The organism is Streptomyces zhihengii (genome assembly GCF_016919245.1).
Lineage (GTDB): Bacteria > Actinomycetota > Actinomycetes > Streptomycetales > Streptomycetaceae > Streptomyces > Streptomyces zhihengii.
This window is the reverse complement of the sequence record NZ_JAFEJA010000001.1, coordinates 5,069,490-5,093,825: the sequence shown is the minus strand read 5'-3', so window position 1 is coordinate 5,093,825 and position 24,336 is coordinate 5,069,490. Positions and strand designations below refer to the sequence as shown.

Below are 24,336 nucleotides of genomic sequence, written 5' to 3'. Positions count from 1 at the left end.
TGGAGACGCGACTCCCGTACGGATGGTTGCCGGTCGCAAGTGCAGCGAAGCTCACTTTTCGGACGGGCTCGATCAGGGGCCGGTTCCCAAGCAGGCATTTTTGGGTCCAGAGCCGACCATTCAAGATCACTTGAGGGTGGGTCCCGGGCGTGTTGTCGGCGGCAGGTGCGAGGATGCCCTCAGCACACAGCCGTGTGGACGGTTCCCTCCGGCGCGCCTTCGGCGAGGGCCCGGATCCCATGGCTCGTGCCGACCTGCCGGGCGGGGGCGATCGGGGCGGTCCCTGGCCGGGTGCCCCGCGCAGAAGGGATTGCTGACGGCGATGCAGATCCGGCTCACGGTGCTCGCGCCGCGCGGCGGACAGTCCGCGCCCGGGCGCGCCTGCGACGTCCTGGTCACCGCGCCCGCGGGCACGGCGCTCGCCGCCGTGGCCTCCGCCCTCGCGTCGGCCGCCTGCGGCCCCGACGCCTCGGGGGCCGTGGTGCTCTGGGCCGGCCAGGAGCGGCTCGACCTCCAGCGGCGCACCCTCGGCGAACCGCCCCTGGTGGACGGCGCGGTGCTCGCCCTCCAGACCCCGGCCGGCGAGGAGCCGCACGACGCGGACGTCCCGGCCGAACTGCACGTCGTCGCCGGGCCCGACGCGGGCGGCGTCCATCTGCTGCACGGGGGCCGGATCAGCGTCGGCCGCTCGGCCGACGCCGACGTGCCCCTGGACGACCCGGACGTCTCGCGCCTGCACTGCGAGGTGACGGTCTCGGAGGACGGCCGGGTCACCGTCGCCGACCTCGACTCGACCAACGGCACGACCGTCGACGGCGCCCCCGTGGGCACCCGTCCGGTGCGGCTGCCGGCCGGCGCGCTGCTGCGCGTGGGCGAGTCCGCGCTGCGGCTCGCCGCCGGCCCCGCCCCCGCGGGCCCCGCCACCACCCCGGACGGCGAGGGCCACCTCCGCGTACCGGTCCCACCCCGCGACGCGTTCCCCGCCGCGGGCGGGGGCGCCGGTGGGGTGGGCTCCGGCGGGGGTTCGTTCCCCGAGCGGGCGGGCTCCCCCGCGGCAGGCGCACCCGGTGGGGGTGCCCCGGCGTACCCCGGCGGGGTGACCTCGGGCGGGACGGGCTCCGCCCCGGGTGCGTTCCCGGGGGACGCGGGCTCCCAGCGGCCGCCTTCCGGCGAGCGGACGTTCCCCGGGAGCGCCGCTTCCGGCGGCGCTGCCTCCGGCCGGGGTTCGGTCCCCGGGCGGGCGGGCTCCCCCACGGCAGGCTCCCCCGGTGGGGCGGCGTACCCGGGTGGGGCGGCCTCCGGTGGCCCCGCCTCCTCCGGAAGCCCGGCATCGGGCGCGGCCGGCTCGGCTGGGGCCGGTCACGGCCGCACCGCAGCGGCGCAGGGCACGGACGGTCATGGCCATCGCGATCCGTCCGGCCGCACCGCGGCCGGGCAGGGCGGCGCCCGCACCTCCGGGAGCGACGGCGGGACCGCCCCGTGGCCGCACGCCCGCACCGGATCCGCCGAACACGAGCAGGCCCCCTGGCCGACGGGCCACGGCCGTACCCCCGAAGCACCGGGCACCGGCTACCCCGGCGCGGACGACCGCGCGCCGGGCGCCCCCGGGGACGGCCGCGGCGCCGCCCCGTGGCCGCACCCGCACGACGCCGGCACCCCCGGCACCGCCCCGTGGCCGGAGGCTCCCGGTCAGGGCGACCGCGCCGCGGGCGCGCCCCCGCGGGTGCCCGCGCAGTACGCGCCCGCTCCCGGCGCCACCCACGGCCGCCCCATCGACCTGCGGCCCGACGCCCCCGGGGAACGCGGCACACGCGCGGCGGACGACGCCCCCGCGGAACCGCCCGCGGCCGACGCCCCACGGCGGCGCGGCATAGGCGCCTGGGCCCGCCGGCTGACCGGCGGCCGGGACACCGGCGCCGCCCAGGCCCCGGCGGCGGCCGCTCCCGGGGCGGCGGACCCCGGCCCGGGCGGCGAGAGCTGGCCCGACCCGGCCGCCGTCCTGCTGACCGCCATAGGACCGGGCCCCCGGCTGTGGGAGCGCGCCCCCGGTCACCCCGAGTCGCTGGTGATCCGGCTGGGCACGGCCGACCGCGCCGAACTGCCCTCGGTCCCGGTCACGGTCGCCCTGCCGGAGGCGGGTTCGCTGGGGCTCGCCGGGCCGCGGCCACGGCTGCTGGGGCTGGCGCGTTCCGCCGTGGCGCAGCTCGCCGCGCTGCACGCGCCGTCCGATCTGGAGATCGTGCTGATCAGCACGGACCGGGCCCACGGCCTCGACGCCCGCAGGGGCGACTGGGCGTGGCTGGGCTGGCTGCCCCATCTGCGTCCCGCGCACGGCCAGGACTGCCGGCTGCTGCTCGCCTACGACCGCGACCAGGCCACCGCGCGGACGGCCGAGCTGACCCGGCGGCTGGACGACGGGCCGCTCGGCCCGGGCTGGCCGAGTGCCGACCGCACGGCGGTGGCGGAGGCCGCCGCACGCCACACCGGCCCGCGCACGGTCGTCGTCGTCGACGGGGACCCCGGCTCGGCGGCGCTGCGCGAGACGACGGCGCGCCTCGCGGGCGCCGGGCCCGCGGCCGGTATCCATCTGATCTGCCTCGCCGAGACGCCGTCGGCGTCCCCCGTGTCGCCCGTCGCCGCCACCTACGAGGCCGCCTGCGCGGCGTCGCTGCCGTTCCGCGAGTGCGGCGCCGTCGCGCTGCTGAGCGGTGACGTGGCGACCGCGCTGCGGGTGCTGCGGGTGGCCGGGGGCCGGGCCGCGGGGCACGGCACGGTCGGCTCGGTGGACGCGGTGTCCGCCGCGTGGGCCGAGCGGTTCGGCCGCGCCCTGGCACCGCTGCGCACCGAGGGATCGCAGACGGCACCGGGCCGGGCCACCGCACTGCCGGGCACCGCCCGGCTGCTGGACGAACTGGGCCTGGCGCGGGCCACACCGGCCTCCCTGATGGCCCGCTGGGCGTCGGCGACGGAGGGCACGGTCGTCCTCGGAGCCGGTCCGCACGGCCCGCTCTCCGTGGACCTCACGGCCGAGGGCCCGCACCTGCTGGTCGAGGGCCCCGCGGGCAGCGGCCGGACGGAGCTGCTGCGCGCGCTCGCCGCCTCCCTCGCCTCCGCGGGCCGCCCCGACCGGCTGGGCCTGCTGCTGGTGGACGGCGCGGGCGGCGAACGCGGCGAGGGTCTCGCCGCGTGCACGGAACTGCCCCATGTCACCGAGCATCTGGTGGCGAGCGACCCGGTGCGGATGCGGGTCTTCGCACAGGCCCTGGGCGGCGAGCTGAAGCGCCGCGCGGAACTGCTCGACGGCACCGACTTCGCCGAGTGGCACGCGCGCCGCGAGGTGTCGGACCGCATGGTCGGCCAGCGCACCGCGCCGGACGGCACCGACCAGCGGGGCGACCTCCACTCGCCCTCGTCGGGGACGCTCCGGCTGCGCCCCGGCGGCCGCACCCAGCGGCCGGGGCCCGATCCGCTGCCGCGGCTGGTGGTCCTGGTGGACGACTACGACGCGCTGGTCGCCCCCGCGCTCGGCAGCCCGGGCCGCCCGGCGGCCGGTTCCGTGGTGCGGGCCCTGGAGGCGGTCGCCCGGGACGGCGGACGGCTCGGGGTCCATCTGATCGCGACGTCGTCCCGCCCGGACCGGACGGCCGACACCCGGCTCGCCGAGGGCGCGCGGCTGCGGGTGGTGCTCCAGGCCCCGCCCGTCTCTCCGGGGCCGGACGACCCCGCACCGGGCCGGGGCCGGCTCGGACATCCGGACGGGCGGGTGACGGCGTTCCAGACCGGCCGCGTCTCCGGAAGGATCCCGCGCACGGCGACCCTGCGTCCCACCGTGGTCCCGCTGGAGTGGGAGCGGATGGGCGACCCGCCCACCCGCCGCCCCGTCCGTGAACTCGGCAACGGCCCCACGGACCTCGCGCTGCTCGCGAGCGCCCTCCAGCGCGCCGCGCAGTCGGTCGACGCCGGTCCGCTGCCGCCCCTGATCCCCGCCCAGACCTGACGGACACCCGCCCGCCCGGATGCCCGAGCCGGCCCCGCCCGGACCCGACCGACGTCCGCCCCTGATCCCCGCCCGGACCCGAGGGCCCACCTGCCCCTGATCCCCGCCCGGACCGGACCGAGGTCCGCCCCTGATCCCCGCCCGGACCGGACCGAGGTCCGCCCCTGATCCCCGCCCGGAACCGGCGGGCACCCGCCCCGCCACGGCATCCCCTGCCGGCACCGCCGCCACGGGCGACCCGCTCGCACCAGCGGTTTCTGACACAGCGTCACAAGGCCATCACGAAAGTCCGGTCGACGCCGAGGGCGGTATTGCGACTCCCGGTGCACGGGCGTACACCTTCTGTCACGGGGCAGCAGCGCACGGGAGAGACGGGGCAGCGATGCGCACAACTCTTCGTACGGGCAGGGCCGCCACGGTGTTCGCCGCGATCGGCGCACTCGCCCTCGCCGGATGCGGCAGCGGCGGCGACGACGAACCGGCACCCGGGGACGGCGGGAGCAAGGCACCGGCCGCGAGCGTGCGACTGCCCGGACTGGAGGGCGAGAAGTTACAGGTCGCCGCGGTCTGGAGCGGTCCGGAGCAGGAGAACTTCACCAAGGTCCTCGACGAGTTCGAGAAGCGCACCGGCGCGGAGGTCACCTTCGTCCCCGCGCAGGACCCGATCGTCAACTTCCTCGGCACGAAGATCGCGGGCGGCAGCCCGCCCGATGTCGCGATGCTGCCGCAGGTCGGCGCGATCCGGCAGGCGGTGGAACGGGGGTGGGCCAAGCCCGCCGGCCCCGAGGCCACGGCCCAGTTGACGAAGAACTACGCCAAGGGCTGGCAGGACCTCGGCGCCGTGGACGGCACCCAGTACGGCGTCTACTACAAGGCCGCCAACAAGTCCCTGGTCTGGTACAACGACACCGTCTTCGAGAACGCGGGCGCGAGTGCGCCGGCGACCTGGAAGGACTTCCTGTCGACGGCGGAGACGATCTCCGCATCGGGCGTCACCCCGGTCTCGGTCGCGGGTGCCGACGGCTGGACCCTGACCGACTGGTTCGAGAACGTCTACCTCTCGCAGGCGGGCCCCGAGAAGTACGACCGGCTCGCCCGGCACGAGATCCCGTGGACCGACCCGTCCGTGAAGGACGCCCTCACCACCCTCGGCCAGCTCTTCGGCAACGCCTCGCTGATCGCGGGCGGCGCGGACGGCGCGCTCCAGACGGAGTTCCCCGCCTCCGTCACGCAGACGTTCACCGGCGGCGACCAGCCCAAGGGCGCGATGGTGTTCGAGGGCGACTTCGTCACCGTCAACATCGCCCAGACGGACGCGGAGATCGGCAAGGACGCCAAGGTGTTCCCGTTCCCGGCGGTCGGCGCCGAGCCGCCCGTGGTGACCGGCGGCGACGCCGCCGTGGCGCTGAAGGACGGCAAGGGGGCGCAGGCGCTGCTCACCTTCCTGGCCTCGCCCGACGCCGCGGCGATCTCGGCGGCCGCGGGCGGCTTCATCTCGCCCAACAAGGCTCTGGACACCTCGGTCTACCCGAACGACGTGCAGCGCGACATCGCCGAGGCGCTGATCGCGGCGGGCGACGACTTCCGCTTCGACATGTCGGACCAGATGCCCCAGTCGTTCGGCGGCACGCCGGGCAAGGGCGAGTGGAAGGCGCTCCAGGACTTCCTGAAGAACCCGAAGGACGTCGCCGGGACCCAGCGCGCGCTGGAGTCCGAGGCGGCCAAGGCGTACAGGGACTGACCGCGTGACCGCCGCGACCGCGGGGGGACGGCCGGACCGTCCGGCGCCCCCCGCCGACAAGCGCAGGAGCGTCACGGGCACACGCAAGGCGGTGGCGGCGGCGTTCCTGCTGCCCGCCCTGGTGCTGCTCGGCGCGCTCGTGGTCTACCCCATCGGGTACTCGGTCCACCGGTCCTTCCTCGACGGGTCCGGGGGCTTCGCCGGGCTGGACAACTACACGGAGATCTTCACCGACGACACCATCCTGACCGCGGTGCGCAACAACGCGGTCTGGGTGGTGGTCGCCCCGACCGTCGCCACCGCACTCGGCCTGATCTTCGCGGTGCTCACCGAACGCGTCCGCTGGGGCACGGCGTTCAAGCTGATCGTCTTCATGCCGATGGCGATCTCGATGCTCGCCGCCGGGATCATCTTCCGGCTGGTCTACGAGCAGGACCCGCAGCGCGGGGTCGCGAACGCCGTCTGGGTCGGGGTGCACGACACCTTCGACGAGTCGGCCGGCTTCCCCAGGGCCCGCCCGCTGCCGGTGCACCCGCTGAAGGCGGGCGGCGGCGGGACGTTCGTCACCGAGGAGCCGGTCAGGGCGGGCAGCCCCGCGCTGCTGCCGCTGGTCGGGGTGGCACCGGGCAGCATGCCGTCCGACGCCCGGCCGGCCCGGCCCCCCGAGCCGTCCGGCGACGGGATCGCGGGAACGGCCTGGCTGGACTTCACCCGGGGCGGGGGCGGCCGGCCGAACACCGTCGACCCGGCGGAACTCGGCCTCGCCGGCCTCCTGGTGGAGGCCGTCAAGGACGGCAGGGTGGTGGCCGCCACCCGGGCCGGCCCCGACGGCTCCTTCACCCTGCCCGCGGCGGCCGACGGCGCGCTGCTGCGGCTGCCGGCGGAGAACTTCCGGGAGCCCTACAACGGCGTGAACTGGCTCGGCCCGAGCCTGGTCACGCCCGCCGTCATCGGCAGCTACGTGTGGATGTGGGCGGGCTTCGCGATGGTGCTGATCGCCGCCGGTCTGGCCGGCATGCCCCGCGAACTGCTGGAGGCCGCCCGGGTGGACGGCGCCAACGAGTGGCAGGTCTTCCGCAGGGTGACCGTGCCGCTGCTGGCGCCGGTGCTCGCGGTCGTCCTGGTGACCTTGATGATCAACGTCCTGAAGATCTTCGACCTGGTGTTCGTCATCGCGCCGGGCTCCTCGCAGGACGACGCCAACGTCCTGGCGCTCCAGCTCTACCGGTCGTCGTTCGGCACCGACGCGAACCTCGGTCTCGGCAGCGCGATCGCGGTGCTGCTGCTCCTGCTGGTGCTGCCGGTGATGATCCTCAACATCCGCAGGATGCGAAGGGAGGGCCGGCGATGAGCACGACGACGGCGAAGGCCGGCCGGCCCCGCGCCGGGGGCGGTCCCGCGCGGACCGGGGCCCGGCCCCGGCGGTCCCTGGGCTCCCGGCTCGCCGCCCGCACCGGCGGCGGCGCGCTGCGGGTCTTCCTCGTCCTCGCGGCGCTGTTCTGGCTGATGCCGACCGTGGGGCTGCTGCTCTCCTCGCTGCGCAGCCCGGGGGACATCGCGGAGAGCGGCTGGTGGGAGGTGCTGTCGGCGCCCGCGCAGCTCACCACCGAGAACTACACCCGGCTGCTGGAGAACGAGGCGATCACCGACTCCCTGGTCTCCACCCTGATGATCACCCTCCCGGCCACCGTGCTGGTCGTGGTGATCGGCGCGCTCGCCGGATACGCCTTCGCGTGGATGGACTTCCCGGGCCGCGACTGGTGGTTCATCGTCGTGGTGGGCCTGCTGGTGGTGCCGGTGCAGGTGGCGCTGGTACCGGTCTCGGAGCTGTTCGGCGCGATCGGCGTCTTCGAGACCACGCTCGGGGTGGTCCTGTTCCACGTCGCGTTCGGGCTGCCGTTCGCGATCTTCCTGCTGCGGAACTTCTTCGCGGAGATCCCGCGGGAGCTGCTGGAGGCGGCCCGGCTCGACGGGGCGGGTGAGCTGCGGCTGTTCACCCGGGTGGTGCTGCCGCTCGGCGGCCCGGCGATCGCCTCGCTCGGCATCTTCCAGTTCCTGTGGGTGTGGAACGACATGCTGGTGGCGCTGATCTTCGCGGACTCCGAGTCGGCGCCGATCACGGTGGCGCTCCAGCGGCAGGTCCGGCAGTTCGGCAACAACATCGACGTGCTGGCGCCCGGGGCCTTCGTGTCGATGATCATTCCGCTGGTGGTGTTCTTCGCCTTCCAGCGGCAGTTCGTCAACGGAGTGATGGCGGGCGCCGTCAAGTGACGGACCGCCGGGGGCGCGCCGGCGCGCGCCCCCGGCGGGGACGGGTGGGGCAGGTGGGCCGGACCGCGCCCCCGGCGGGCACGGACGCGGGCGGGTGGGCCGGACCGCGCCCCGGCGGGCTCAGCCCTGGCGGCCCGCCATGACCATCAGCAGCCCGGCCACCACCACCAGCGAACCGGCCCAGGTCCACAGGGACGTCCGCTCGTGCAGCACGGTGGAGGCGGCGATCACGATCAGCAGATAGCCGAGGGCGTTGAACGGGTACGCCGTGCTCAGCGGCACCCGGGCCAGGGTGGACATCCACGCCACCGCGGAGAGGGCGAACACCGTCAGCCCGAGGACGACCCACGGGGTGGTCGCCGCCCGCATCGCGAGCGGGACACCGCCGTCGGGGGCCGCGGCGGACGCCGAACGCATCCCGTGCTTCAGCATGATCTGCCCGGCGGCGGACGAGAACACCGCGAAGAGCAGCAGCGCCAGGCTCGGCAGGGTCACGGTGGTCCTCCTCGGCTGCGGCGGCCCGGCCGGTGCGGCCCGGGTGCCGGGCGCCCGCACGTCCGGGCGGGCCGCGGGGTCAGGACGGCGCACCCACGCGTCCGGCTCGCTCGGCGGGGGCGTACTGGCGGTTGAGGATGTCCTGGACATCGACGTGCTCCCCCGCGACGATGGTCTGCGCCGCGTGCGGGGTGAGCACCGCGACGTACTGGTAGCCGAAGAGGGTCGGCCGCACCCGGGTCAGCAGCCGGGAGGCCGCGCCCAGGCCGCCGGCGACCGGGCCCGCGCCGAGCACCGACCAGAACGGCGAGCCGGTCGAGGTCAGCCGCAGCTCGTCGAAGCCCGACGCGCGGATCGTGCGGCGCAGACCGGCCCGGGTGAAGAAGCGCAGATGGGTCTCGTCGAGGATGCCGCGCCGGTCGTAGCCGAAGGCGCCCACGGCGACCCGCAGCCGCGCGTACCAGTGGCTGAAGTTCGGCACGGACAGCAGCAGCCGGCCCCCGGGGACGAGCACGTCCCGCAGTCCGCGCAGCACCTCCTCGGGCCGCGAGAGGTGCTCGATGACGTCGGCGGCCACCACGTAGTCGTACTCCTCGCCGATCTCCGCCGGCAGGCCCTGCTCCAGGTCGGCGAGGACGAACCGGCTGCACCGCTCCCGCACACCGGGGACCTCGATGAAGTCCAGCCCGGTGACGGTGTGCCCGAGTTCCTCCAGCCGGGCCGCGAACTCCCCGCCGGAGCAGCCGACGTCGAGCACCCGCCCGGGCGGCATCGTGCGCATGACGCGCAGCACGGCCGCGTGCGAGGAGCCGTCGCCCTCCTTGAAGGCGTACTCGGCCGGCTTGGGGATCCACGGGCAGGTGCCGAAGCCCTTGAGCGCCAGCCGGTACTCCAGCACGTCCTTGACCACGTCCTTGGCGTAGCGCAGGCCGTTGACGTAGCAGATCTCGTCGCCGTAGTAGGTCGGGACGGGGATCTCCCGGATCCGCATGCCCGCGTCGAGGAGCTGGACGATGATCTGGGTGTCGAAGTCGAAGGCGTCGGTGTTGCGGTCGATCGGCAGCCGGCGCAGGGCGGCGACGCTGTAGGCCCGGTAGCCGGAGTGGAACTCGCTGAGCGAGGAGCCGAGCAGGCCGTTCTCGATCCGGGTGAGCACGCGGTTGCCGAGCCATTTGTAGAGCGGCATGCCGCCCCCCAGCGCCCCGCCGGGATCCTTCATCCGGGAGCCGAAGACCGCCTCGCACTCGCCGCGTTCGATGGGGGCGACCATCTCGGGCAGCAGCTCGGGGGCGTACTGGCCGTCGCCGTGGAGGAGCACGACGATGTCGAGGCCGCGCTCGGCGGCCAGGGCGTACCCCGCCTTCTGGTTGCCGCCGTAGCCGAGGTTCTTGGTGTGGCGCATGACGACGGTGGGCGGCATGCCCTCCAGCTGCGACCACCGGCAGCCGGCCGTGAACGTCCCGTCGCTGCTGGCGTCGTCGAGGATGAGGATCTCCGCGATCCGGGAGCGGAAGTCCTTCGGGATGCGGTCGAGCGTCCTCTCCAGGGTGGCCTCGGCGTTGTAGGCCACGACGAGGATGCCGATGCGCGGCCCCGCCCCCTGGGCGGGCAGGGCGGGCCGGCCCCGGGGCGGGCTGTCGGCGTGGCTCTCCATCACGGGGTTCTCCACTCTCCCTCGTCGGGGACGGGTGCGGTTCGGGTCGGTGCGGTGGGCGCGAGGCGGTGCGGTGACGCGGTGCTGGGGGACGGCGCCGGACGCGGCGGGGGCGGGACGGGGGTGCGGTGCGGCGGCCGTCCCGGGGCGGGGAGCCGGACGTCAGGGCACGGGCGCGGTGGGCGCGGACCGCGGGGCGGACTCCGTCGCGGCCCGGGGGACGACGGCCGGGGGTCTGCCGTCCGCGCCCGGCGGCGGCTCCGCGAGGACCCGGCGCAGCCCGGTCGCGATCCCGGCGGCGAGCAGCAGCCAGGCGGCCTCGGCGAGGTGCAGCGCCCAGTCGTCCCAGCGGACGGCACTGGCACCGGCGTAGACGACGACCGCGGCGGCGCCGGCGACGGCGGAGTACAGCCAGCCCCCCACCGCGCCGAACAGGAAGAGCCCCACCACCGGCCAGGCCAGGTACTGGACGGCGGACGCGGTGGACAGCAGGAGCAGCAGCGTGGTGGAGAGCGCCACGGCGTACGCGGGCGAGGCCGGCCGTACCCAGGCGCACCAGACGCCGGCCGCCGCGCAGACGCCGACGAACAGCAGCGGGAAGTCGGCGTGCAGGGCCTCGGTGAACCCGTCGGACGCGCCCGCCCAGTCGGCGAACCGGACGAGGCCCCAGAGCCGTGCGCTGCCGCCCTCGTAGGCGAGGACGTTGTGCCACAGCCCTTCGGGCACGGTGGCCACCGCCGGTCCCCACACCACGGCCAGCGCGGCGGTCAGCCCGGCGGCGAAGCGCACCAGGACGGGACGGCCGCCGCGCGCGGCGGCCACCAGGAGCGCGGGGACGGCGACGACGGGGATCAGCTTGACGCCGACCGCCACGGCGGCGGCGACACCGGCGGCGAGCGGACGCCGCCGGTCGGCGAGGAGGTACGCGGCGAGCACGGCGAACATCACGGCGACGGAGTCGGTGTTGCCGTGGTGCCCGGAGGTCGCGAGGAGCACCGGGCTGAGGGCGCATCCCACCGCGCAGGCGGTGGCGGACCCGAGGCTCCTGCGGCGGCGCAGGATCTCCAGCACCAGCAGCGCGGAGACGAGGTCGGCGAGCGTGGCGGGGGCGCGGATCAGGCTGCCGAAGGGGATGCCGAGCTGCCGGAGTTCGTCGAAGCCCAGCAGCATCCAGCCGGTGAGCGGCGGATGGTTGTAGACCGGCTGCTGCGGCATCGGGTGCTCGTAGATCCGCAGCGGGCCGACCCGGGCGATCGCGGCGGCGAAGGCGTCGAAGATCCGGACGTCGGCCGGTCCCCGGGTCACCGCCGCGATGACGGTCTTGGCGACGAGGGCGGCCACCGCGGCGGCGAGGACGACGGCTCTCGCCCGGCGCACGCCGGACGTCCCCGTCTCCACCGCCGATGCCGTCCCGGTCCGCTGGTCCATGGCGGCCGAACGTAGCAACGGACGCCGCGGATCAGGCGGACCGACCATCACACCGGACGGTCTCCAGGGGGACTTCACCGCGATTCCCGGCGGGGCCGCGGCGCGCGAATCACCCGGACGGCCGAGGGTCCGCCACCCATGCGCCGCCGGACACGGACGGGCGGGGAGGCGGCGGGGAGAGGCCCGGGGCGGGAGGGGGCCGCGGGCCCTGGGCGGCCGCGGTCAGGCCTTGAGCGCGGCCACCGCCGAGGCCGCCAGGCCGTCCAGGTAGCCCTTCGGCAGGTCGCCGCGTACCACCACCAGCCGCCAGTACAGCGGTCCCACGATGAGGTCCAGGGCACGGTCCGGGTCGGCGCCCTCGGGCAGTTCGCCGCGGGCCACCGCCTCGCGCACGACGACGGCGGCCACGCCCTGCCGGCCGTCGAGCAGGGCGGCCTTGACGGCGTCGGCGATCTCGGGGCTGCGCGCGGCCTCCACCAGCAGGTCCGGGATGACCTGCGAGGCCACGGGGTGGCGCAGCGCGTGCGCCGCGACCTCCAGCAGCGCGCGCACGTCCCCGTGGAGCGACCCGGTCGCGGGCGCGGGCAGCCCCTGCACGGCGACCGCCGTCACCAGGTCGAGCACCAGGGCGAGCTTGGACTTCCAGCGCCGGTAGACGGCCGTCTTGCCGACGCCGGCCCGGCGGGCGATGCCCTCGATCGACATCCGGGCGAAGCCGACGGCGGCGAGTTCCTCGAACACGGCGGTCCGGATCGCGTCGGTGACGTCCTCCCGGAGCACGGCGGCTCCGGCGGGGGCTCGGCGGGTGGTTCCCGGGGTCTCGGCCATGCCCGGAAGCATACCCGCGACGACGAAACGGTTGCGTCCCGACGTGCGAGCGTCCTAGTGTCACCGTAGCGACGAAACGGTCCCGTTCCGTCGTGGAGACCACCGCCGCCCCGCGTCGCCCGGGCACGGCTCCCGTCCGTCCGGAGCCGCCCCGGCACCGCGTCACCGGCCGCACCGTCACCGCTTCAGGCCCTGACCACCGCCACCGAAAGCGACCTCGCGTGACCACAGCCCCCACCGCCCCCGCGGCCCCCGGACGCCCTCAGGCCGCTCCACCCCCGCCGTCACCGCCGGGCAAGCCCGCACCGCCGCCGCCCCCTGCCGAGTCCGCGCCGCCTCCGTCGCCGTCACCCGCTGCGGAGCCCGCGCCGCCGGTGGACCTCGCGGCGCTCGCGGCCCGGCACGTGCTCGGCGTGAGCGGCGCCCGCCCCTCCCTCGGGGTGTACATCGGCAGCCTCTGGTCGCGGCGTCACTTCATCGCCGCGTTCGCGACGGCCCGGCTCACCGCGCAGTACAGCCAGGCCCGCCTCGGCCAGGTCTGGCAACTGGCGACACCGCTGCTCAACGCGGCCGTCTACTACCTGATCTTCGGCGTCCTGCTCGGCACCGGCGACGACGTGCCCGACTTCGTCCCCTTCCTGGTCACCGGCGTCTTCATCTGGACCTTCACCGCGAACTCGGTGATGGCAGGGACCCGTGCCGTCTCGGGCAACCTCGGCCTGGTGCGCGCGCTGCACTTCCCGCGCGCCTCGCTGCCCCTCGCGCTCGCCCTCCAGCAGGTGCAGCAGCTGCTGTTCTCGCTGGGCGCGCTGGCGGTGATCCTGTGCTGCTTCGGCGAGTTCCCGCGCGCCTCCTGGCTGCTGGCCGTCCCCGCGCTGGCGCTCCAGGCGCTCTTCGTCACCGGCGTCGCCCTCGCCATGGCCCGGATCGCCGCCGCCATCCCGGACATCGCGCAGCTCATGCCGTTCCTGCTGCGGACCTGGATGTACGCCTCGGGGGTCATGTGGTCGATCGACACGGTGCTCGCCGACGGGCGGGTGCCCGGGGCCGTGGCGGCCCTCATCCGCTACAACCCGGCCGCGCTCTACATCGATCTGACGCGCTTCGCGTTCATCGGGTCGTTCACCGCCGACCGGCTGCCCCCGCACGTCTGGGCCGCCGCGGCGCTGTGGGCCGTGGGGTGCGCGGCCGCCGGGTTCGTCTGGTTCTGGAAGGCGGAGGAGAGGTACGGCCGTGGCTGACACCGAGCGGGTCCCGACCGTCGTCGTCGACGGCGTCCACATCACCTACCGGGTCAACGGCGGGCGCACCGGGCGCGGCAGCGCCACCTCGGCGCTCAGCCGGATCGTCTCCCGCCGTGCCGCGCCCGGCGTACGCGAGGTGCACGCCGTCAAGGGCGTCAGTTTCGCCGCCTACCGGGGGGAGTCGATCGGGCTGATCGGATCCAACGGCTCCGGCAAGTCGACGCTGCTCAAGGCGATCGCCGGTCTGCTGCCGACCGCCCGGGGCACGGTCTGGACGCACGGCCGGCCCTCGCTGCTCGGTGTCGACGCCGCGCTGATGTCGGACCTCACCGGCGAACGGAACGTGGTGCTCGGCTCTCTCGCGATGGGCATGAGCCGGCAGCAGGTCCGCGAACGCTACGACGGCATCGTCGAGTTCTCCGGCATCAACGAGAAGGGCGACTTCATCTCGCTGCCCATGCGCACCTACTCCTCCGGCATGGGCGCCCGGCTGCGCTTCTCGATCGCCGCCGCCAAGGACCACGACGTGCTGCTCGTCGACGAGGCGCTGTCCACCGGCGACGCCCGCTTCCGCCGCCGCAGCCGGGAGCGCATCGACGAACTCCGGGCGCTGGCCGGCACGGTCTTCCTGGTCAGCCACAGCAACTCGGCCGTCACCGAGACCTGCGACCGGGCGATCTGGCTGGAGGCGGGGCGGCTGCGGATGGACGGGCCCGCGAGGGAGGTGGTGGCGGCGTACGAGGAGTTCACCGGCCCACCGGCCGGGCGGCGCTGATCCGGCGGCCGATCCGGGTAGGCTCCCCTGCTGCCGTCGACCGAGGGGGAGTCAATGAGCGGGACACGGGGGCCACAGCCGCTGCGCGAGGACGATCCGCGCGAGGTCGCGGGATACACGCTGCGGGCCAGGATCGGCGAGGGCGGCATGGGGACCGTCTTCCTCACCCGGGAGCGGGACGGGCGGCGGCCCGTCGCCCTGAAGCTGATCCGGCGCGAGCATGCGCAGAACGAGCGGTTCCGCCGCCGCTTCGCCCGCGAGGTCCAGGTGGCCCGCTCCGTCCAGGGGCCCCATCTCGTCCCGGTCGTCGACCATGACGCGGAGGCCGAACTGCCCTGGCTGGCCACCCGTTACGTACCGGGGGTGCCGCTCGACGAGGCGCTGCGGGAGTTCGGGCCGCTGCCGGTGGGCGCGGCGCTGCGCCTGACGGCGGGCGCGGCCCACGCGCTGGCCGCGGTGCACACGGCGGGGCTGGTCCACCGGGATGTGAAACCGGCCAATGTGCTGCTGGCCGCCGAGGGGCCCTGGCTGATGGACCTCGGGATCGCCCGTGACACCGGCAACACCTCCGCCCTGACCACGGTGGGGCGGATGGTGGGCACCCCCCGGTACATGTCGCCCGAGCACGCCCTCGGCCGCGACCTGACCTCCGCCTCGGACGTGTTCACCCTGGGCCTGGTCGCCGCCGAGGCCGTCACGGGGCGCCACCCCTACGGCGAGGGCGGCGGTCTGGTCGTGGCCACCCGGATCGCGGGCACCGAGCACGACCCGCCGGACCTCGGCGCCCACCCCGCCCCGCTGCGGGAGCTGATCGCGGCGACGCTCGCCCCGCGGCCCGCCGACCGCCCGACGGCGGCGGAGACGGCGTCCCTCTGCGACGCCCTCGCCGCCGCGGCCCCGGCCCGCGACTGGCTGCCCCGGCCGCTGGCCTCCGCGATCACCGCCCTGGCCCGCGCCACCGACCCCCGCACCTTCCCCTGGCTGCGCCTGCGCCCCTGACCGCCCGCGCGGCGGCGGCCGGGCGGAGACGACGAAGGGCGGGGCGGGGAGGATCCCCGCCCCGCCCCGGTGTCACCGGATCAGCTGTGCGCCCGCAGGAGCTGGCGCATCGTCCGCATCGCCACCGACAGGTTCGCCAGGTCGAACGTGTCCGACCCGTGGATCTCGTCCAGGGTGGTCCGCGCCCGTCCCAGCAGCGCCGCGTTCTTCTGCTCCCAGTCCTTGAAGCGCTCCTCCGGCGTGGACGAGCCGTTGCCGACCGACAGCACGTCCGCCGTCAGCGCGGCATGGGCCGCGTACAGGTCCTCGCGGATGGAGGCGCGGGCCATCGACTGCCAGCGGTCGGCCCGCGGCAGCTCGATGATGCGGTCCATGAGCTGGGTGATGGACAGCCGGTCGGCCAGGTCGTAGTAGACCTCGGCCACCGCCAGCGGCTCCTGGCCCGTGCGGTCCGCGATCGCCACGATGTCGAGCGTCGGGAAGGCGGACGAGAAGCCCGCGACCCGCAGCGCCAGGTCCTCCGACACACCGGCCGACGTGAGCTCGTCCACGATGCCCTGGTACCACTCCAGGTCCGCGCCGCGCAGCATCTTCGGCAGCGAGGCCCAGACCTGCTCCACGCGCTCCGCGAAGAACTCGATCGTCCCGGCCAGTTCCAGCGGCTGCGGCCGGTTGCCGAGCAGCCAGCGGGTGCCGCGCTCGACGAGCCGGCGCGAGTGCAGCCGCACCCGGGTCTGGACGCCCGCGTCGACCTTGTTGTCCAGGTCCTCGACGGCGTCCCAGACCGCGCTCAGACCGAAGATCTCGCGCGCCGCGGTCTGCGCCCGCACGATCTCCTCCAGCGAGGCGCCGGTCTCCTCCCGCAGCCGGTGCAGGAAGGTCGAACCACCGGTGTTCACGGTGTCGTTGACCAGGACGGTCGTCACGATCTCCCGGCGCAGCGCGTGCCCGTCGATCGCCTCGGCGAACTTCTCCCGCAGCGGCTTCGGGAAGTAGGCGTGCAGCAGCCGGCGCAGGTACGGGTCGTCCGGCAGGTCCGTGCCGATCAGGTTCTGGGCCACCGTGATCTTGGTGTAGGCCAGCAGAACGGCCAGCTCCGGCTGGCTCAGCCCGCGCCCGCCGCTCAGCAGTTCGCGGATCTGCCGGTCGCTGGGCAGGAACTCCAGGCCCCGGTCCAGGAATCCGTCCCGCTCCAGCCGCCGCATGAAGCGCTGGTGGGCGTGGAGCAGGGAGGGCGACTGCGCGACGGCGTTGGCGAGGGCGGTGTTCTGCGCGTAGTTGTTGCGCAGCACCAGCGAGCCGACCTCGTCGGTCATCTGCGCCAGCAGCTTGTTGCGCTGCTTGACGGTCATGTCGCCCTCGGCGACCAGCCCGTTGAGCAGGATCTTGATGTTGACCTCGTGGTCGGAGGTGTCCACACCGGCGCTGTTGTCGATCGCGTCGGTGTTGATCTTCCCGCCCGTGCGGTCGAACTCGATGCGCCCGAGCTGGGTGCAGCCCAGGTTGCCGCCCTCGCCGACGACACGGACCCGCAGGTCCTCGCCGTTGACGCGGATGGCGTCGTTCGCCTTGTCGCCGACGTCGGCGTGGGTCTCGGCGGCCGACTTCACATAGGTGCCGATGCCGCCGTTCCACAGCAGGTCGACCGGCGCCTCGAGGATGGTCTGCATCAGCTCGGCCGGGGTCATCTTGGCGATGCCCGGCTCGATGCCGAGGGCCGTGCGCATCGCGGAGCTGACCGGGATCGACTTGGCGCTGCGCGGGAAGACGCCGCCGCCCTGCGAGATCAGGCCGGTGTCGTAGTCGGCCCACGAGGAGCGCGGCAGCTCGAACAGGCGCCGGCGCTCGGCGTAGGAGGCCGCCGCCTCGGGGGCGGGGTCGACGAAGATGTGCCGGTGGTCGAAGGCCGCCACCAGCCGGATGTGCTCGCTGAGCAGCATGCCGTTGCCGAACACGTCGCCGGACATGTCGCCGACGCCGACGACCGTGAAGTCCTCGGTCTGGGTGTCGTGGCCCAGCTCGCGGAAGTGCCGCTTCACGGATTCCCACGCGCCGCGGGCGGTGATGCCCATGCCCTTGTGGTCGTAGCCGGCCGAACCGCCGGACGCGAAGGCGTCGCCGAGCCAGAAGTCGTAGGCGACCGCGACCTCGTTGGCGATGTCCGAGAAGGACGCGGTGCCCTTGTCGGCCGCGACCACGAGGTAGGTGTCGTCCTCGTCGTGGCGGACCACCCGCTCCGGCGGGACGACCTCGCCCGCGACCATGTTGTCGGTGATGTCGAGCAGCGCCGAGATGAAGGTGCGGTAGCAGGCGATGCCCTCGGCCATCCAGGCGTCACGGTCGACGGACGGGTCGGGGAGCTGCTTGGCGACGAAGCCGCCCTTGGCGCCGACCGGCACGATGACGGTGTTCTTGACCATCTGCGCCTTGACCAGGCCGAGGATCTCGGTACGGAAGTCCTCGCGCCGGTCGGACCAGCGCAGACCGCCGCGCGCGACCTTGCCGAAGCGCAGGTGCACGCCCTCGACCCGCGGCGAGTACACCCAGATCTCGAAGGCGGGACGCGGGGCCGGCAGGTCGGGGATGGCCTGCGGGTCGAACTTCATCGACACGTAGCCGTGCCGGCCGCCGTCCTTGGTGGTCTGGAAGAAGTTGGTGCGCAGCGTCGCCTTGATGACGGTGAGGAAGGAGCGCAGGATGCGGTCCTCGTCGAGGGAGGCGACCTGGTCGAGCGCGCCGTCCAGCTCCTCCAGCAGGCCGTCGGTCAGCTCGGTGCCGGCGCGCTGGCGGTCCGGCGACATCCGGGCCTCGAACAGGGAGACCAGCAGCCGGGTGGTGTGGACGTTGTTGCGGAGGGTGTCCTCCATGTAGTCCTGGCTGAAAGTCGACCCTGCCTGGCGGAGGTACTTGGCGTAGGCGCGCAGCACCATGGCCTCGCGCCAGTCCAGCCCGGCGCCGAGGACCAGCGCGTTGAAGCCGTCGTTCTCGGCCTGGCCGGTCCACACCGCGGCGAAGGCGTCCTGGAAGCGCTCGCGCGCGTCGTCGGCGAGGTAGTCGCCGTTGCCCCCGGCCAGCGGCATCCGCAGGCCGAAGTCGTAGATCCACGCGTGCGTGGAGTCCTCGCAGCGCAGCTCGTAGGGGCGCTCGTCGACGACCTCGCAGCCGAGCCGCTGGAGCACCGGCAGCACCGCGGAGAGCGAGACCTGCTCGCCCGTCCGGTAGATCTTGAAGCGGCGCTCGCCGGGCGCGGCGCCGACCGGCTCGTAGAGGGAGAGCTGGAACTCCTTGTCGGAGTGGGTGAGCTGCTCGAGGCGCACCAGGTCGGCCACGGCCGAGCGCGGCGAGTGGTCGGCCTTGTAGCCCTCGGTGAAGGCGTGCTGGTAGCGGCGGAGCAGCTCGGCTGCGCGCTCCTCGCCGAACTCCGCGTTGAGCGCCTCGCCGAAGCCGTCGGCCCAGGACCGGGCGGCCTCGACCAGCCGGGCCTCGACCCGGTCGGCGTCGGCGTCGGTGAGGTCGGGCAGCTCGGTGCCCGCCGGGACCCGGACGACGAAGTGCAGCCGGGACAGAATCGATTCGGTGTTCCAGGCGGTGAAGTCGACGCTGGTGCCGCCGAGCTCCTCCTTCAGGATGTCGATCATGCGCAGCCGCACACCGGTGGTGTAGCGGTCCCGGGGCAGGTAGATCAGCGCGGAGTAGTAGCGCCCGTACTCGTCCTGGCGCAGGTACAGCCGCAGCCGGCGGCGCTCCTGGAGGTAGAGCACGCTGGTGACGATGGAGCGGAGCTGGTCGGCGGGCGTCTGGAACAGCTCGTCGCGCGGGTACGTCTCCAGGATCTGGAGCAGGTCGCGCCCGTCGTGGCTGTTCGGCGAGAAGCCGGCGCCCTGGAGGACCTCGGCGACCTTGCGGCGGATCACCGGCACCCGGCGCACCGACTCGGTGTACGCGGCCGAGGAGAACAGGCCGAGGAAGCGGCGCTCACCGATCACGTTGCCCTCGGCGTCGAACTTCTTGACGCCGATGTAGTCCAGGTAGCTCGGGCGGTGGACGGTGGCCCGGCTGTTGGCCTTGGTGAGCACCAGCAGCTTGTGCTCACGGGCCTTGGCGCGCGCGTCGGCGGGCAGCCGGCTGAACGACGGGCTGACGGGGTGGTCCTCGTCGGTCGAGTGCTGCGGGTCCGAGCGCAGTATGCCGAGCCCGGTGCCGGCGACGGCGGCGAGCGCGTCGTTCTCGGTGAGCTCGTACTCGCGGTAGCCGAGGAAGGTGAAGTGGTCGGCGGCGAGCCAGCGCAGCAGCTCGCGGGCCTCCTCGACCTCCTGCGCGGACAGGTCCTCGGCGGTCGGCTCGTCGGCCAGGCCGTCGGCGATGCGCAGCGCGGAGTCGCGCATCTTCTCCCAGTCCTCGACGGCCTCGCGGACGTCGGACAGCACCCGCAGCAGATCGGCGGTGATCTGCTTGAGGTCGGCGCGGTCGGTCTCCCGGTCGATCTCGACATGGATCCAGGACTCGACGAGCGCGTCGTGCGGCAGCTTCTTGAGGCCGGTGCCCTCGGGCAGCACCTCGATCAGCCGGCCGGTCACGTCACGGCGGACGACGACCTGCGGGTGGATCACGACATGGATGCCGCGGCTCTGGCGCGAGAGCTCGTTGGTGACCGAGTCCACCAGGAACGGCATGTCGTCGGTGACCACCTCGACCACGGAGTGGCTGCACGTCCAGCCGTTCTCCTCGACGGTCGGCGTGTGGACCCGCACGTTCGCCGTGCCCTGCGGGCGGTTCTCGGCGAGCCGGTAGTGGGAAAGCGCCGCACCGAAGACATCGACCGGGTCACGGTCCGTGAGGTCCTCGGGAGCGGTGTGCAGGTAGTAGCGCTGGAGGTAGGTGAGCAGAAGGTCCCGGTCGGGTCGCTTCCCCTGCTCGGCCCCGGTCGGAAGATTCCCCCCGAGCGGGCTGTTCTCAGCTACCCGGGCGGCCCGTGCGAGCAGCTCGGCCTTGGCTTCGTCCAGCTTGGTCTGCATGTCCTCTGGCTCCTGTCGCGCGCCGTTGCGTGACGTAGGTGAAAGATGCTGCGACGCAACGCCACGACGCGGGGTGTCCGGTCGCTGTCGACGTTATGCCGCGATGAGAGATGTCCGGGCGCTTTCGAGCCGATTGAGGCGGAAGGGCCGGACCGGGAAGATGATCAGGCACCGCCCGGACGCTGTGGCGCTCCGGGCGCGTTCCCCCAGCCGTGGCTGGGCGGTGGCCGCCGGGGGCTTCGCTGCCCCCACGGCGTATCGCGCTGATCACGCCCCCAGGCTATCGCCCTTGCCCCCCGCGCCGTCATGAGCCGTATGTGTACAAAAGAGGGGCCCGAAGTTTGACACTCTGGACAGCGACACAGGCCCTCATGGCAACCAACCACCGGGAGCAGCCATGACCACGAAGATCCTGATCGTCACGGGCGACGCCGCGGAGTCCCTCGAAGTCCTCTATCCGTACCAGCGGCTGGTGGAGGAGGGCTACGAGGTGCACATCGCCGCCCCCAGCCGCAAACAGCTCCGGTTCGTCGTGCACGACTTCGAGCCGGGCTTCGACACCTACACCGAGAAGCCGGGCTACACCTGGCCCGCCGACCTGGCCTTCTCCGAGGTCGACGCGGGGGACTACGCCGCCGTCGTCATCCCCGGCGGCCGCGCGCCGGAGTATCTGCGCAACGACGGCGAGCTGCGCAAGATCCTCAAGGCGTTCTTCGACGCCGACAAGCCCGTCGCCCAGATCTGCCACGGTCCGCTGCTGACGGCCGCGATCGGCGGGCTGGAGGGCCGCAGGGTCACGGCCTACCCGGCGCTGGAACTCGACATGCAGGCGGCGGGGGCCACCTTCAAGGACGCGGAGGCCGTGGTCGACGGCACCCTCGTCTCCGCCCGCGCCTGGCCGGACCACTCGGCGTGGATGCGCGCCTTCGTCGAGCTGCTGCGCACGACGGCTCCGCCGACCTGAGCCCGGGCGGGCCTCACGCCGTGTGACGGGCCGTTCCGCCGGGGGCGGCCCGCTCCCCGCGCCCCGCGCTCAGGACGCCAGCCGCAGGGCCTCCCGCACCGCGTCGGCCAGGGTGTCGACGACCGGGACGCCGACCGCCTCCAGGCTGGCCCGGCTGTGCGAGCCGCCCGTGTAGAGGACCGCGTGGGCACCGACGTGCGCGGCGGCCACCGCGTCGTCGACCGCGTCACCGATCACGACCGTGCGCCGCGGGTCGGCGCCCTCCAGGGCCGCCAGATGGCGCTCCATGTGGCGGGCCTTGGACCCGCCGGACGGCCCGGTGCGCCCGTCGACCCGCAGGAAGCGGCTCTCTATGCCGTAGCCGCGCACGACGGGGACCAGCTCCTCGTGCCCGTACATGCTCAGCAGCGACTGGCTGCGCCCGGCGAGCTGCCAGTCGCGCAGCAGCTCCTCCACCCCGGCGGTCAGCCCGCAGCCGGAGCGGCGCTCGGTGTAGTAGCGGTGGAAGGCGGCGTCCATGACCTCCCACTCGGCCTCGCTGGGGCGGCGGCCCATCAGCCGCTCGTAGAAGAGCGGGATCGGCACGCAGTAGAGATCGCGGTAGCGCTCCAGCGTGATCGGCGCGACACCCGCCTCGGCGAAGGCCGCGTTGGTGGCCCCGATGACCGCGGTGATGTCGTCGAGCAGTGTGCCGTTCCAGTCCCAGACCAGGTGGGCGCCGTGATTCCCCGTCTTCCCCATGTCGGCAAACGGTACCGGCAGGGTCCGACAGCGCTCCCGGCGCGGGGTCGGTACCGGTGACGGCCCGGGGGCGATACCGGTGCCGGCCCGGGGGCGATACCGGTGCCGGCCCGGGGGCGGCTGGTGCGGGGGCGGTGCCGGCCGGTGCGTTTGGCGCGGGGTCACCGGAGCGGGGTCAGCCCACGAGGGCGGGGATCTCCTGCACGCCGAACCAGAGCAGCTCGTGGTCCTCCGCCCCGTCGACGACGAACTGCGCGTCGTCGTCGCCGTGGTCGGCGGCACCCAGCGCGTCGACCGCGGCGGACACGTCCTCCACGGCGTCGTCGGCGTCCGCGTGGACGGCCGCGGCCCGGGTCAGCGGGACGGCTCCGGCGATCCGGACCTCACCGAGCGCGCTCGCGTCGAGCGGCTGGCCGGGGTCGGCCACCGCGTCCCGGTCGGGCACGTCGACGGCGACGACCACACGCCGGCGGGGGGCGCCGACGGCTCCCGCGAGCAGCCGCAGCGAGGCGGCGGCGGCACGGTTCAGCGCGGCGTACTCCAGCTCCTCGATGTCGTCGGAGACGTACCACTCGCGCAGCCCGGGGGTGACCGCGTAGGCGGTGAGCGGGCCGGGCCCGAGCTCGCCCGCCTGGTGCGCCGCTGCGAGACCGGGAAGGGTCAGGGGGACGTAGACGCGCATGCGGGCCGCTTTCGTAGTCGGAAATGCGCCCTCAGGATACGTGCGACGTCCCCGATCGAGGTGCCCGTCCCCGGCTTCACGGCGTCCACCCGGCACGATCGGCGTCCGCCTCCTTCCCTGGCGCCCCATGGGCCTGTTCACCCTGATAGGTGACATCGACCGAGGGGCCCCGGGGGCCTCGGGGCACGTTGCGGGTGCCGCGGCGCACGCCATAGAAGTTCCCCCGTCGAAGCTACTTCCCGGTACTCAGCCCGGGACCGGCACATCGGGGCGATGCGCATGGACAGGACCAGGCCCGCAGGACGGCACGACCAGCGCAGGCCGGCGGCGGCCGCGGCGGCGCTGACCCGGGCCCGCGGCAGGCAGCACAAACCGCACTACTGGTTCGCCGACCGCCTGCTGGCGGTCCTCAGCGGCCGGCGGCCCGTGCACTGGATGCTCGGGCACACCATCGGCGAGGCGTACGAGCAACTGGTCCGCCTCGCCCCGGGGACGCCGCTGCGGCCGGCCGACCACGCGACACCGGTGGTCCGCCACTGCGGCGAGTTCCACCCCGGCCCCGGCGTGATCGAGGCCTTCGCCCGCATCGGCTCCGGCGAACGCGTCGCGGCCATGGCCTTCCGCCTCGAACAGGGCCCGGACCACCGCTGGCGCTGTGCCGCCGTCGAACTCGGCGGCGAACGCACCCCGGCCCCCTGAGGACGGGGCCGGTGACCGGGGCCCGGCCCGACGGGTAGGGCCGCCTCCGGCGGCCCGCCGCCCACCGGGCGGCCCTCGTCGGCTGCGCCGCACCCGCCGCCCGGCCCGCGTCGACCGGGGTCCCGCCCCCTCTCGGGGCGCAGCCGGGCCGAACGCGCGGCGACGCGGGACGGCCGCCCCTGCCGGGGAGCCGCCCTGGCCCGACGCGGGTTCCGCGACACCTGGGCACGCGCACACACGGCCGCAGAGCCGGGGGGCCGGGCCCGCCCGCGCGGCCTGCCTCGGGACGGGCCGCCGCCCGCCGGGCGCCAGGACGCCCCGGCAAGCGCCGCAGCGCAGGCTTGCGCGGCCGTGGCGCGCACCGAGCAGCCCCGGGGCCACCGGGCGCCAGGACACCCCAGCAAACGCCGCAGGACGGGGCTTGTGCGGCCGGGAGTGCCCGAGGGCTCCTCCAGCAGGCCCCGGCGCCCTCACAGCGGCTGCGGGCAGCCTCGGCGCCGCCTGTGCGCACGTGCCCCGGAGTGCACCCGGCCCAGCGCCCTCACGGCGCCTGCTACGGGCGGCTCCGGCACCCCGCCGGCACGCGCACCGGAGCCCCGCACCCCAGCGCACCCAGCAGCAGGCGCCCCTCGGCCCCCGCTCCCCCGACGGGAACGCGCCCCGGCACGCCGCCGCTCCCCCGACAGGAACGCGCCCGGCCCGCCGCCCATGCGGAGGCAAGCACGCGGTCGGGCAAGCGCGCGGGGCCGGACACAGCGTGTGTGTCCGGCCCCGCGGGACGCCCGGTGGCCACGTGCGGCGTG

16 protein-coding genes are annotated in these 24,336 nt (G+C 74.6%); 9 read left to right on the top strand and 7 right to left on the bottom strand.

The window, feature by feature from the left end:
- Positions 1-322 precede the first annotated feature (322 nt).
- The 4 genes from JE024_RS21540 to JE024_RS21525 all read left to right on the top strand — a co-directional run bounded on the left by JE024_RS21540 (position 323) and on the right by JE024_RS21525 (position 8,009).
- On the top strand, positions 323-3,997 hold the full coding sequence (locus tag JE024_RS21540; protein WP_205375160.1) for an FHA domain-containing protein: 3,675 nt from the start codon (positions 323-325) through the stop codon (positions 3,995-3,997).
- Positions 3,998-4,379: 382 nt separating this feature from the next.
- Positions 4,380-5,738 (top strand): ABC transporter substrate-binding protein, encoded by a 1,359-nt coding sequence (locus JE024_RS21535; RefSeq protein WP_205375159.1) that lies wholly within the window; start codon positions 4,380-4,382, stop codon positions 5,736-5,738.
- A gap of 4 nt (positions 5,739-5,742) precedes the next feature.
- The gene (locus JE024_RS21530; RefSeq protein WP_205375158.1) at positions 5,743-7,089 is read left to right on the top strand and encodes a carbohydrate ABC transporter permease; all 1,347 of its coding nucleotides are present in this window, start codon (positions 5,743-5,745) and stop codon (positions 7,087-7,089) included.
- Positions 7,086-8,009: a carbohydrate ABC transporter permease gene (locus JE024_RS21525; protein ID WP_205375157.1), complete on the top strand. Its 924-nt coding sequence runs from the start codon at positions 7,086-7,088 to the stop codon at positions 8,007-8,009. The genes JE024_RS21530 and JE024_RS21525 overlap by 4 nt, the downstream gene beginning before the upstream one ends.
- A gap of 120 nt (positions 8,010-8,129) precedes the next feature.
- Here the strand turns inward: JE024_RS21525 and JE024_RS21520 are convergent, their stop codons facing one another.
- From JE024_RS21520 to JE024_RS21505, 4 genes are all read right to left on the bottom strand, one after another.
- Positions 8,130-8,504: an EamA family transporter gene (locus tag JE024_RS21520; protein WP_244883022.1), complete on the bottom strand. Its 375-nt coding sequence runs from the start codon at positions 8,502-8,504 to the stop codon at positions 8,130-8,132.
- A gap of 79 nt (positions 8,505-8,583) precedes the next feature.
- Positions 8,584-10,158: a glycosyltransferase gene (locus JE024_RS21515; protein ID WP_205376655.1), complete on the bottom strand. Its 1,575-nt coding sequence runs from the start codon at positions 10,156-10,158 to the stop codon at positions 8,584-8,586.
- 162 nt (positions 10,159-10,320) lie between these two features.
- Positions 10,321-11,586, bottom strand: a complete 1,266-nt coding sequence (locus JE024_RS21510) for a glycosyltransferase 87 family protein (protein WP_205375156.1) — start codon at positions 11,584-11,586, stop codon at positions 10,321-10,323.
- Positions 11,587-11,808: 222 nt separating this feature from the next.
- Positions 11,809-12,414, bottom strand: coding sequence for a TetR/AcrR family transcriptional regulator (locus tag JE024_RS21505; protein WP_244883020.1), 606 nt, complete (start codon positions 12,412-12,414; stop codon positions 11,809-11,811).
- A gap of 374 nt (positions 12,415-12,788) precedes the next feature.
- On the opposite strand from JE024_RS21505, the gene JE024_RS21500 reads away from it, so the two are divergent.
- The 3 genes from JE024_RS21500 to JE024_RS21490 are packed head-to-tail and all read left to right on the top strand — an operon-like array spanning position 12,789 to position 15,432.
- Positions 12,789-13,655, top strand: coding sequence for an ABC transporter permease (locus tag JE024_RS21500; RefSeq protein WP_205375154.1), 867 nt, complete (start codon positions 12,789-12,791; stop codon positions 13,653-13,655).
- Positions 13,648-14,433, top strand: a complete 786-nt coding sequence (locus JE024_RS21495; protein WP_205375153.1) for an ABC transporter ATP-binding protein — start codon at positions 13,648-13,650, stop codon at positions 14,431-14,433. The genes JE024_RS21500 and JE024_RS21495 overlap by 8 nt, the downstream gene beginning before the upstream one ends.
- A gap of 54 nt (positions 14,434-14,487) precedes the next feature.
- Positions 14,488-15,432 carry a serine/threonine-protein kinase gene (locus JE024_RS21490; RefSeq protein WP_205375152.1) on the top strand — a complete coding sequence of 315 codons (945 nt, stop codon included), beginning with the start codon at positions 14,488-14,490 and terminating at the stop codon, positions 15,430-15,432.
- 80 nt (positions 15,433-15,512) lie between these two features.
- Here JE024_RS21490 and JE024_RS21485 read toward each other — a convergent pair whose 3' ends face one another.
- Positions 15,513-20,447 (bottom strand): NAD-glutamate dehydrogenase, encoded by a 4,935-nt coding sequence (locus tag JE024_RS21485; protein ID WP_205375151.1) that lies wholly within the window; start codon positions 20,445-20,447, stop codon positions 15,513-15,515.
- A gap of 397 nt (positions 20,448-20,844) precedes the next feature.
- Between JE024_RS21485 and JE024_RS21480 the strand changes: the two genes are divergently transcribed.
- Entirely contained in the window at positions 20,845-21,411 is a 567-nt protein-coding gene (locus JE024_RS21480; RefSeq protein ID WP_205375150.1) for a DJ-1/PfpI family protein, read from the top strand.
- A 69-nt stretch (positions 21,412-21,480) separates the two neighbouring features.
- Here JE024_RS21480 and JE024_RS21475 read toward each other — a convergent pair whose 3' ends face one another.
- Together JE024_RS21475 and JE024_RS21470 are read right to left on the bottom strand one after the other, a co-directional pair.
- Positions 21,481-22,152 carry an HAD family hydrolase gene (locus JE024_RS21475; protein ID WP_205375149.1) on the bottom strand — a complete coding sequence of 224 codons (672 nt, stop codon included), beginning with the start codon at positions 22,150-22,152 and terminating at the stop codon, positions 21,481-21,483.
- A 175-nt stretch (positions 22,153-22,327) separates the two neighbouring features.
- The gene (locus JE024_RS21470) at positions 22,328-22,834 is read right to left on the bottom strand and encodes a DUF6912 family protein (protein ID WP_205375148.1); all 507 of its coding nucleotides are present in this window, start codon (positions 22,832-22,834) and stop codon (positions 22,328-22,330) included.
- A gap of 273 nt (positions 22,835-23,107) precedes the next feature.
- Between JE024_RS21470 and JE024_RS21465 the strand changes: the two genes are divergently transcribed.
- A complete protein-coding gene (locus JE024_RS21465; RefSeq protein WP_205375147.1) occupies positions 23,108-23,533 on the top strand; it encodes an Rv3235 family protein in 426 nt (141 codons plus the stop codon).
- Positions 23,534-24,336 lie beyond the last annotated feature (803 nt).

Excerpts from the sequence above, each read along its gene's own strand:
- JE024_RS21540 (WP_205375160.1), top strand. The coding sequence starts at position 323 with ATGCAGATCCGGCTCACGGTGCTCGCGCCGCGCGGCGGACAGTCCGCG.
- JE024_RS21535 (WP_205375159.1), top strand. The coding sequence starts at position 4,380 with ATGCGCACAACTCTTCGTACGGGCAGGGCCGCCACGGTGTTCGCCGCG.
- JE024_RS21525 (WP_205375157.1), top strand. The coding sequence starts at position 7,086 with ATGAGCACGACGACGGCGAAGGCCGGCCGGCCCCGCGCCGGGGGCGGT.
- JE024_RS21515 (WP_205376655.1), bottom strand. The coding sequence starts at position 10,158 with ATGGAGAGCCACGCCGACAGCCCGCCCCGGGGCCGGCCCGCCCTGCCC.
- JE024_RS21510 (WP_205375156.1), bottom strand. The coding sequence starts at position 11,586 with ATGGACCAGCGGACCGGGACGGCATCGGCGGTGGAGACGGGGACGTCC.
- JE024_RS21505 (WP_244883020.1), bottom strand. The coding sequence starts at position 12,414 with ATGGCCGAGACCCCGGGAACCACCCGCCGAGCCCCCGCCGGAGCCGCC.
- JE024_RS21490 (WP_205375152.1), top strand. The coding sequence starts at position 14,488 with ATGAGCGGGACACGGGGGCCACAGCCGCTGCGCGAGGACGATCCGCGC.
- JE024_RS21485 (WP_205375151.1), bottom strand. The coding sequence starts at position 20,447 with ATGCAGACCAAGCTGGACGAAGCCAAGGCCGAGCTGCTCGCACGGGCC.
- JE024_RS21480 (WP_205375150.1), top strand. The coding sequence starts at position 20,845 with ATGACCACGAAGATCCTGATCGTCACGGGCGACGCCGCGGAGTCCCTC.
- JE024_RS21475 (WP_205375149.1), bottom strand. The coding sequence starts at position 22,152 with ATGGGGAAGACGGGGAATCACGGCGCCCACCTGGTCTGGGACTGGAAC.
- JE024_RS21470 (WP_205375148.1), bottom strand. The coding sequence starts at position 22,834 with ATGCGCGTCTACGTCCCCCTGACCCTTCCCGGTCTCGCAGCGGCGCAC.
- JE024_RS21465 (WP_205375147.1), top strand. The coding sequence starts at position 23,108 with ATGCGCATGGACAGGACCAGGCCCGCAGGACGGCACGACCAGCGCAGG.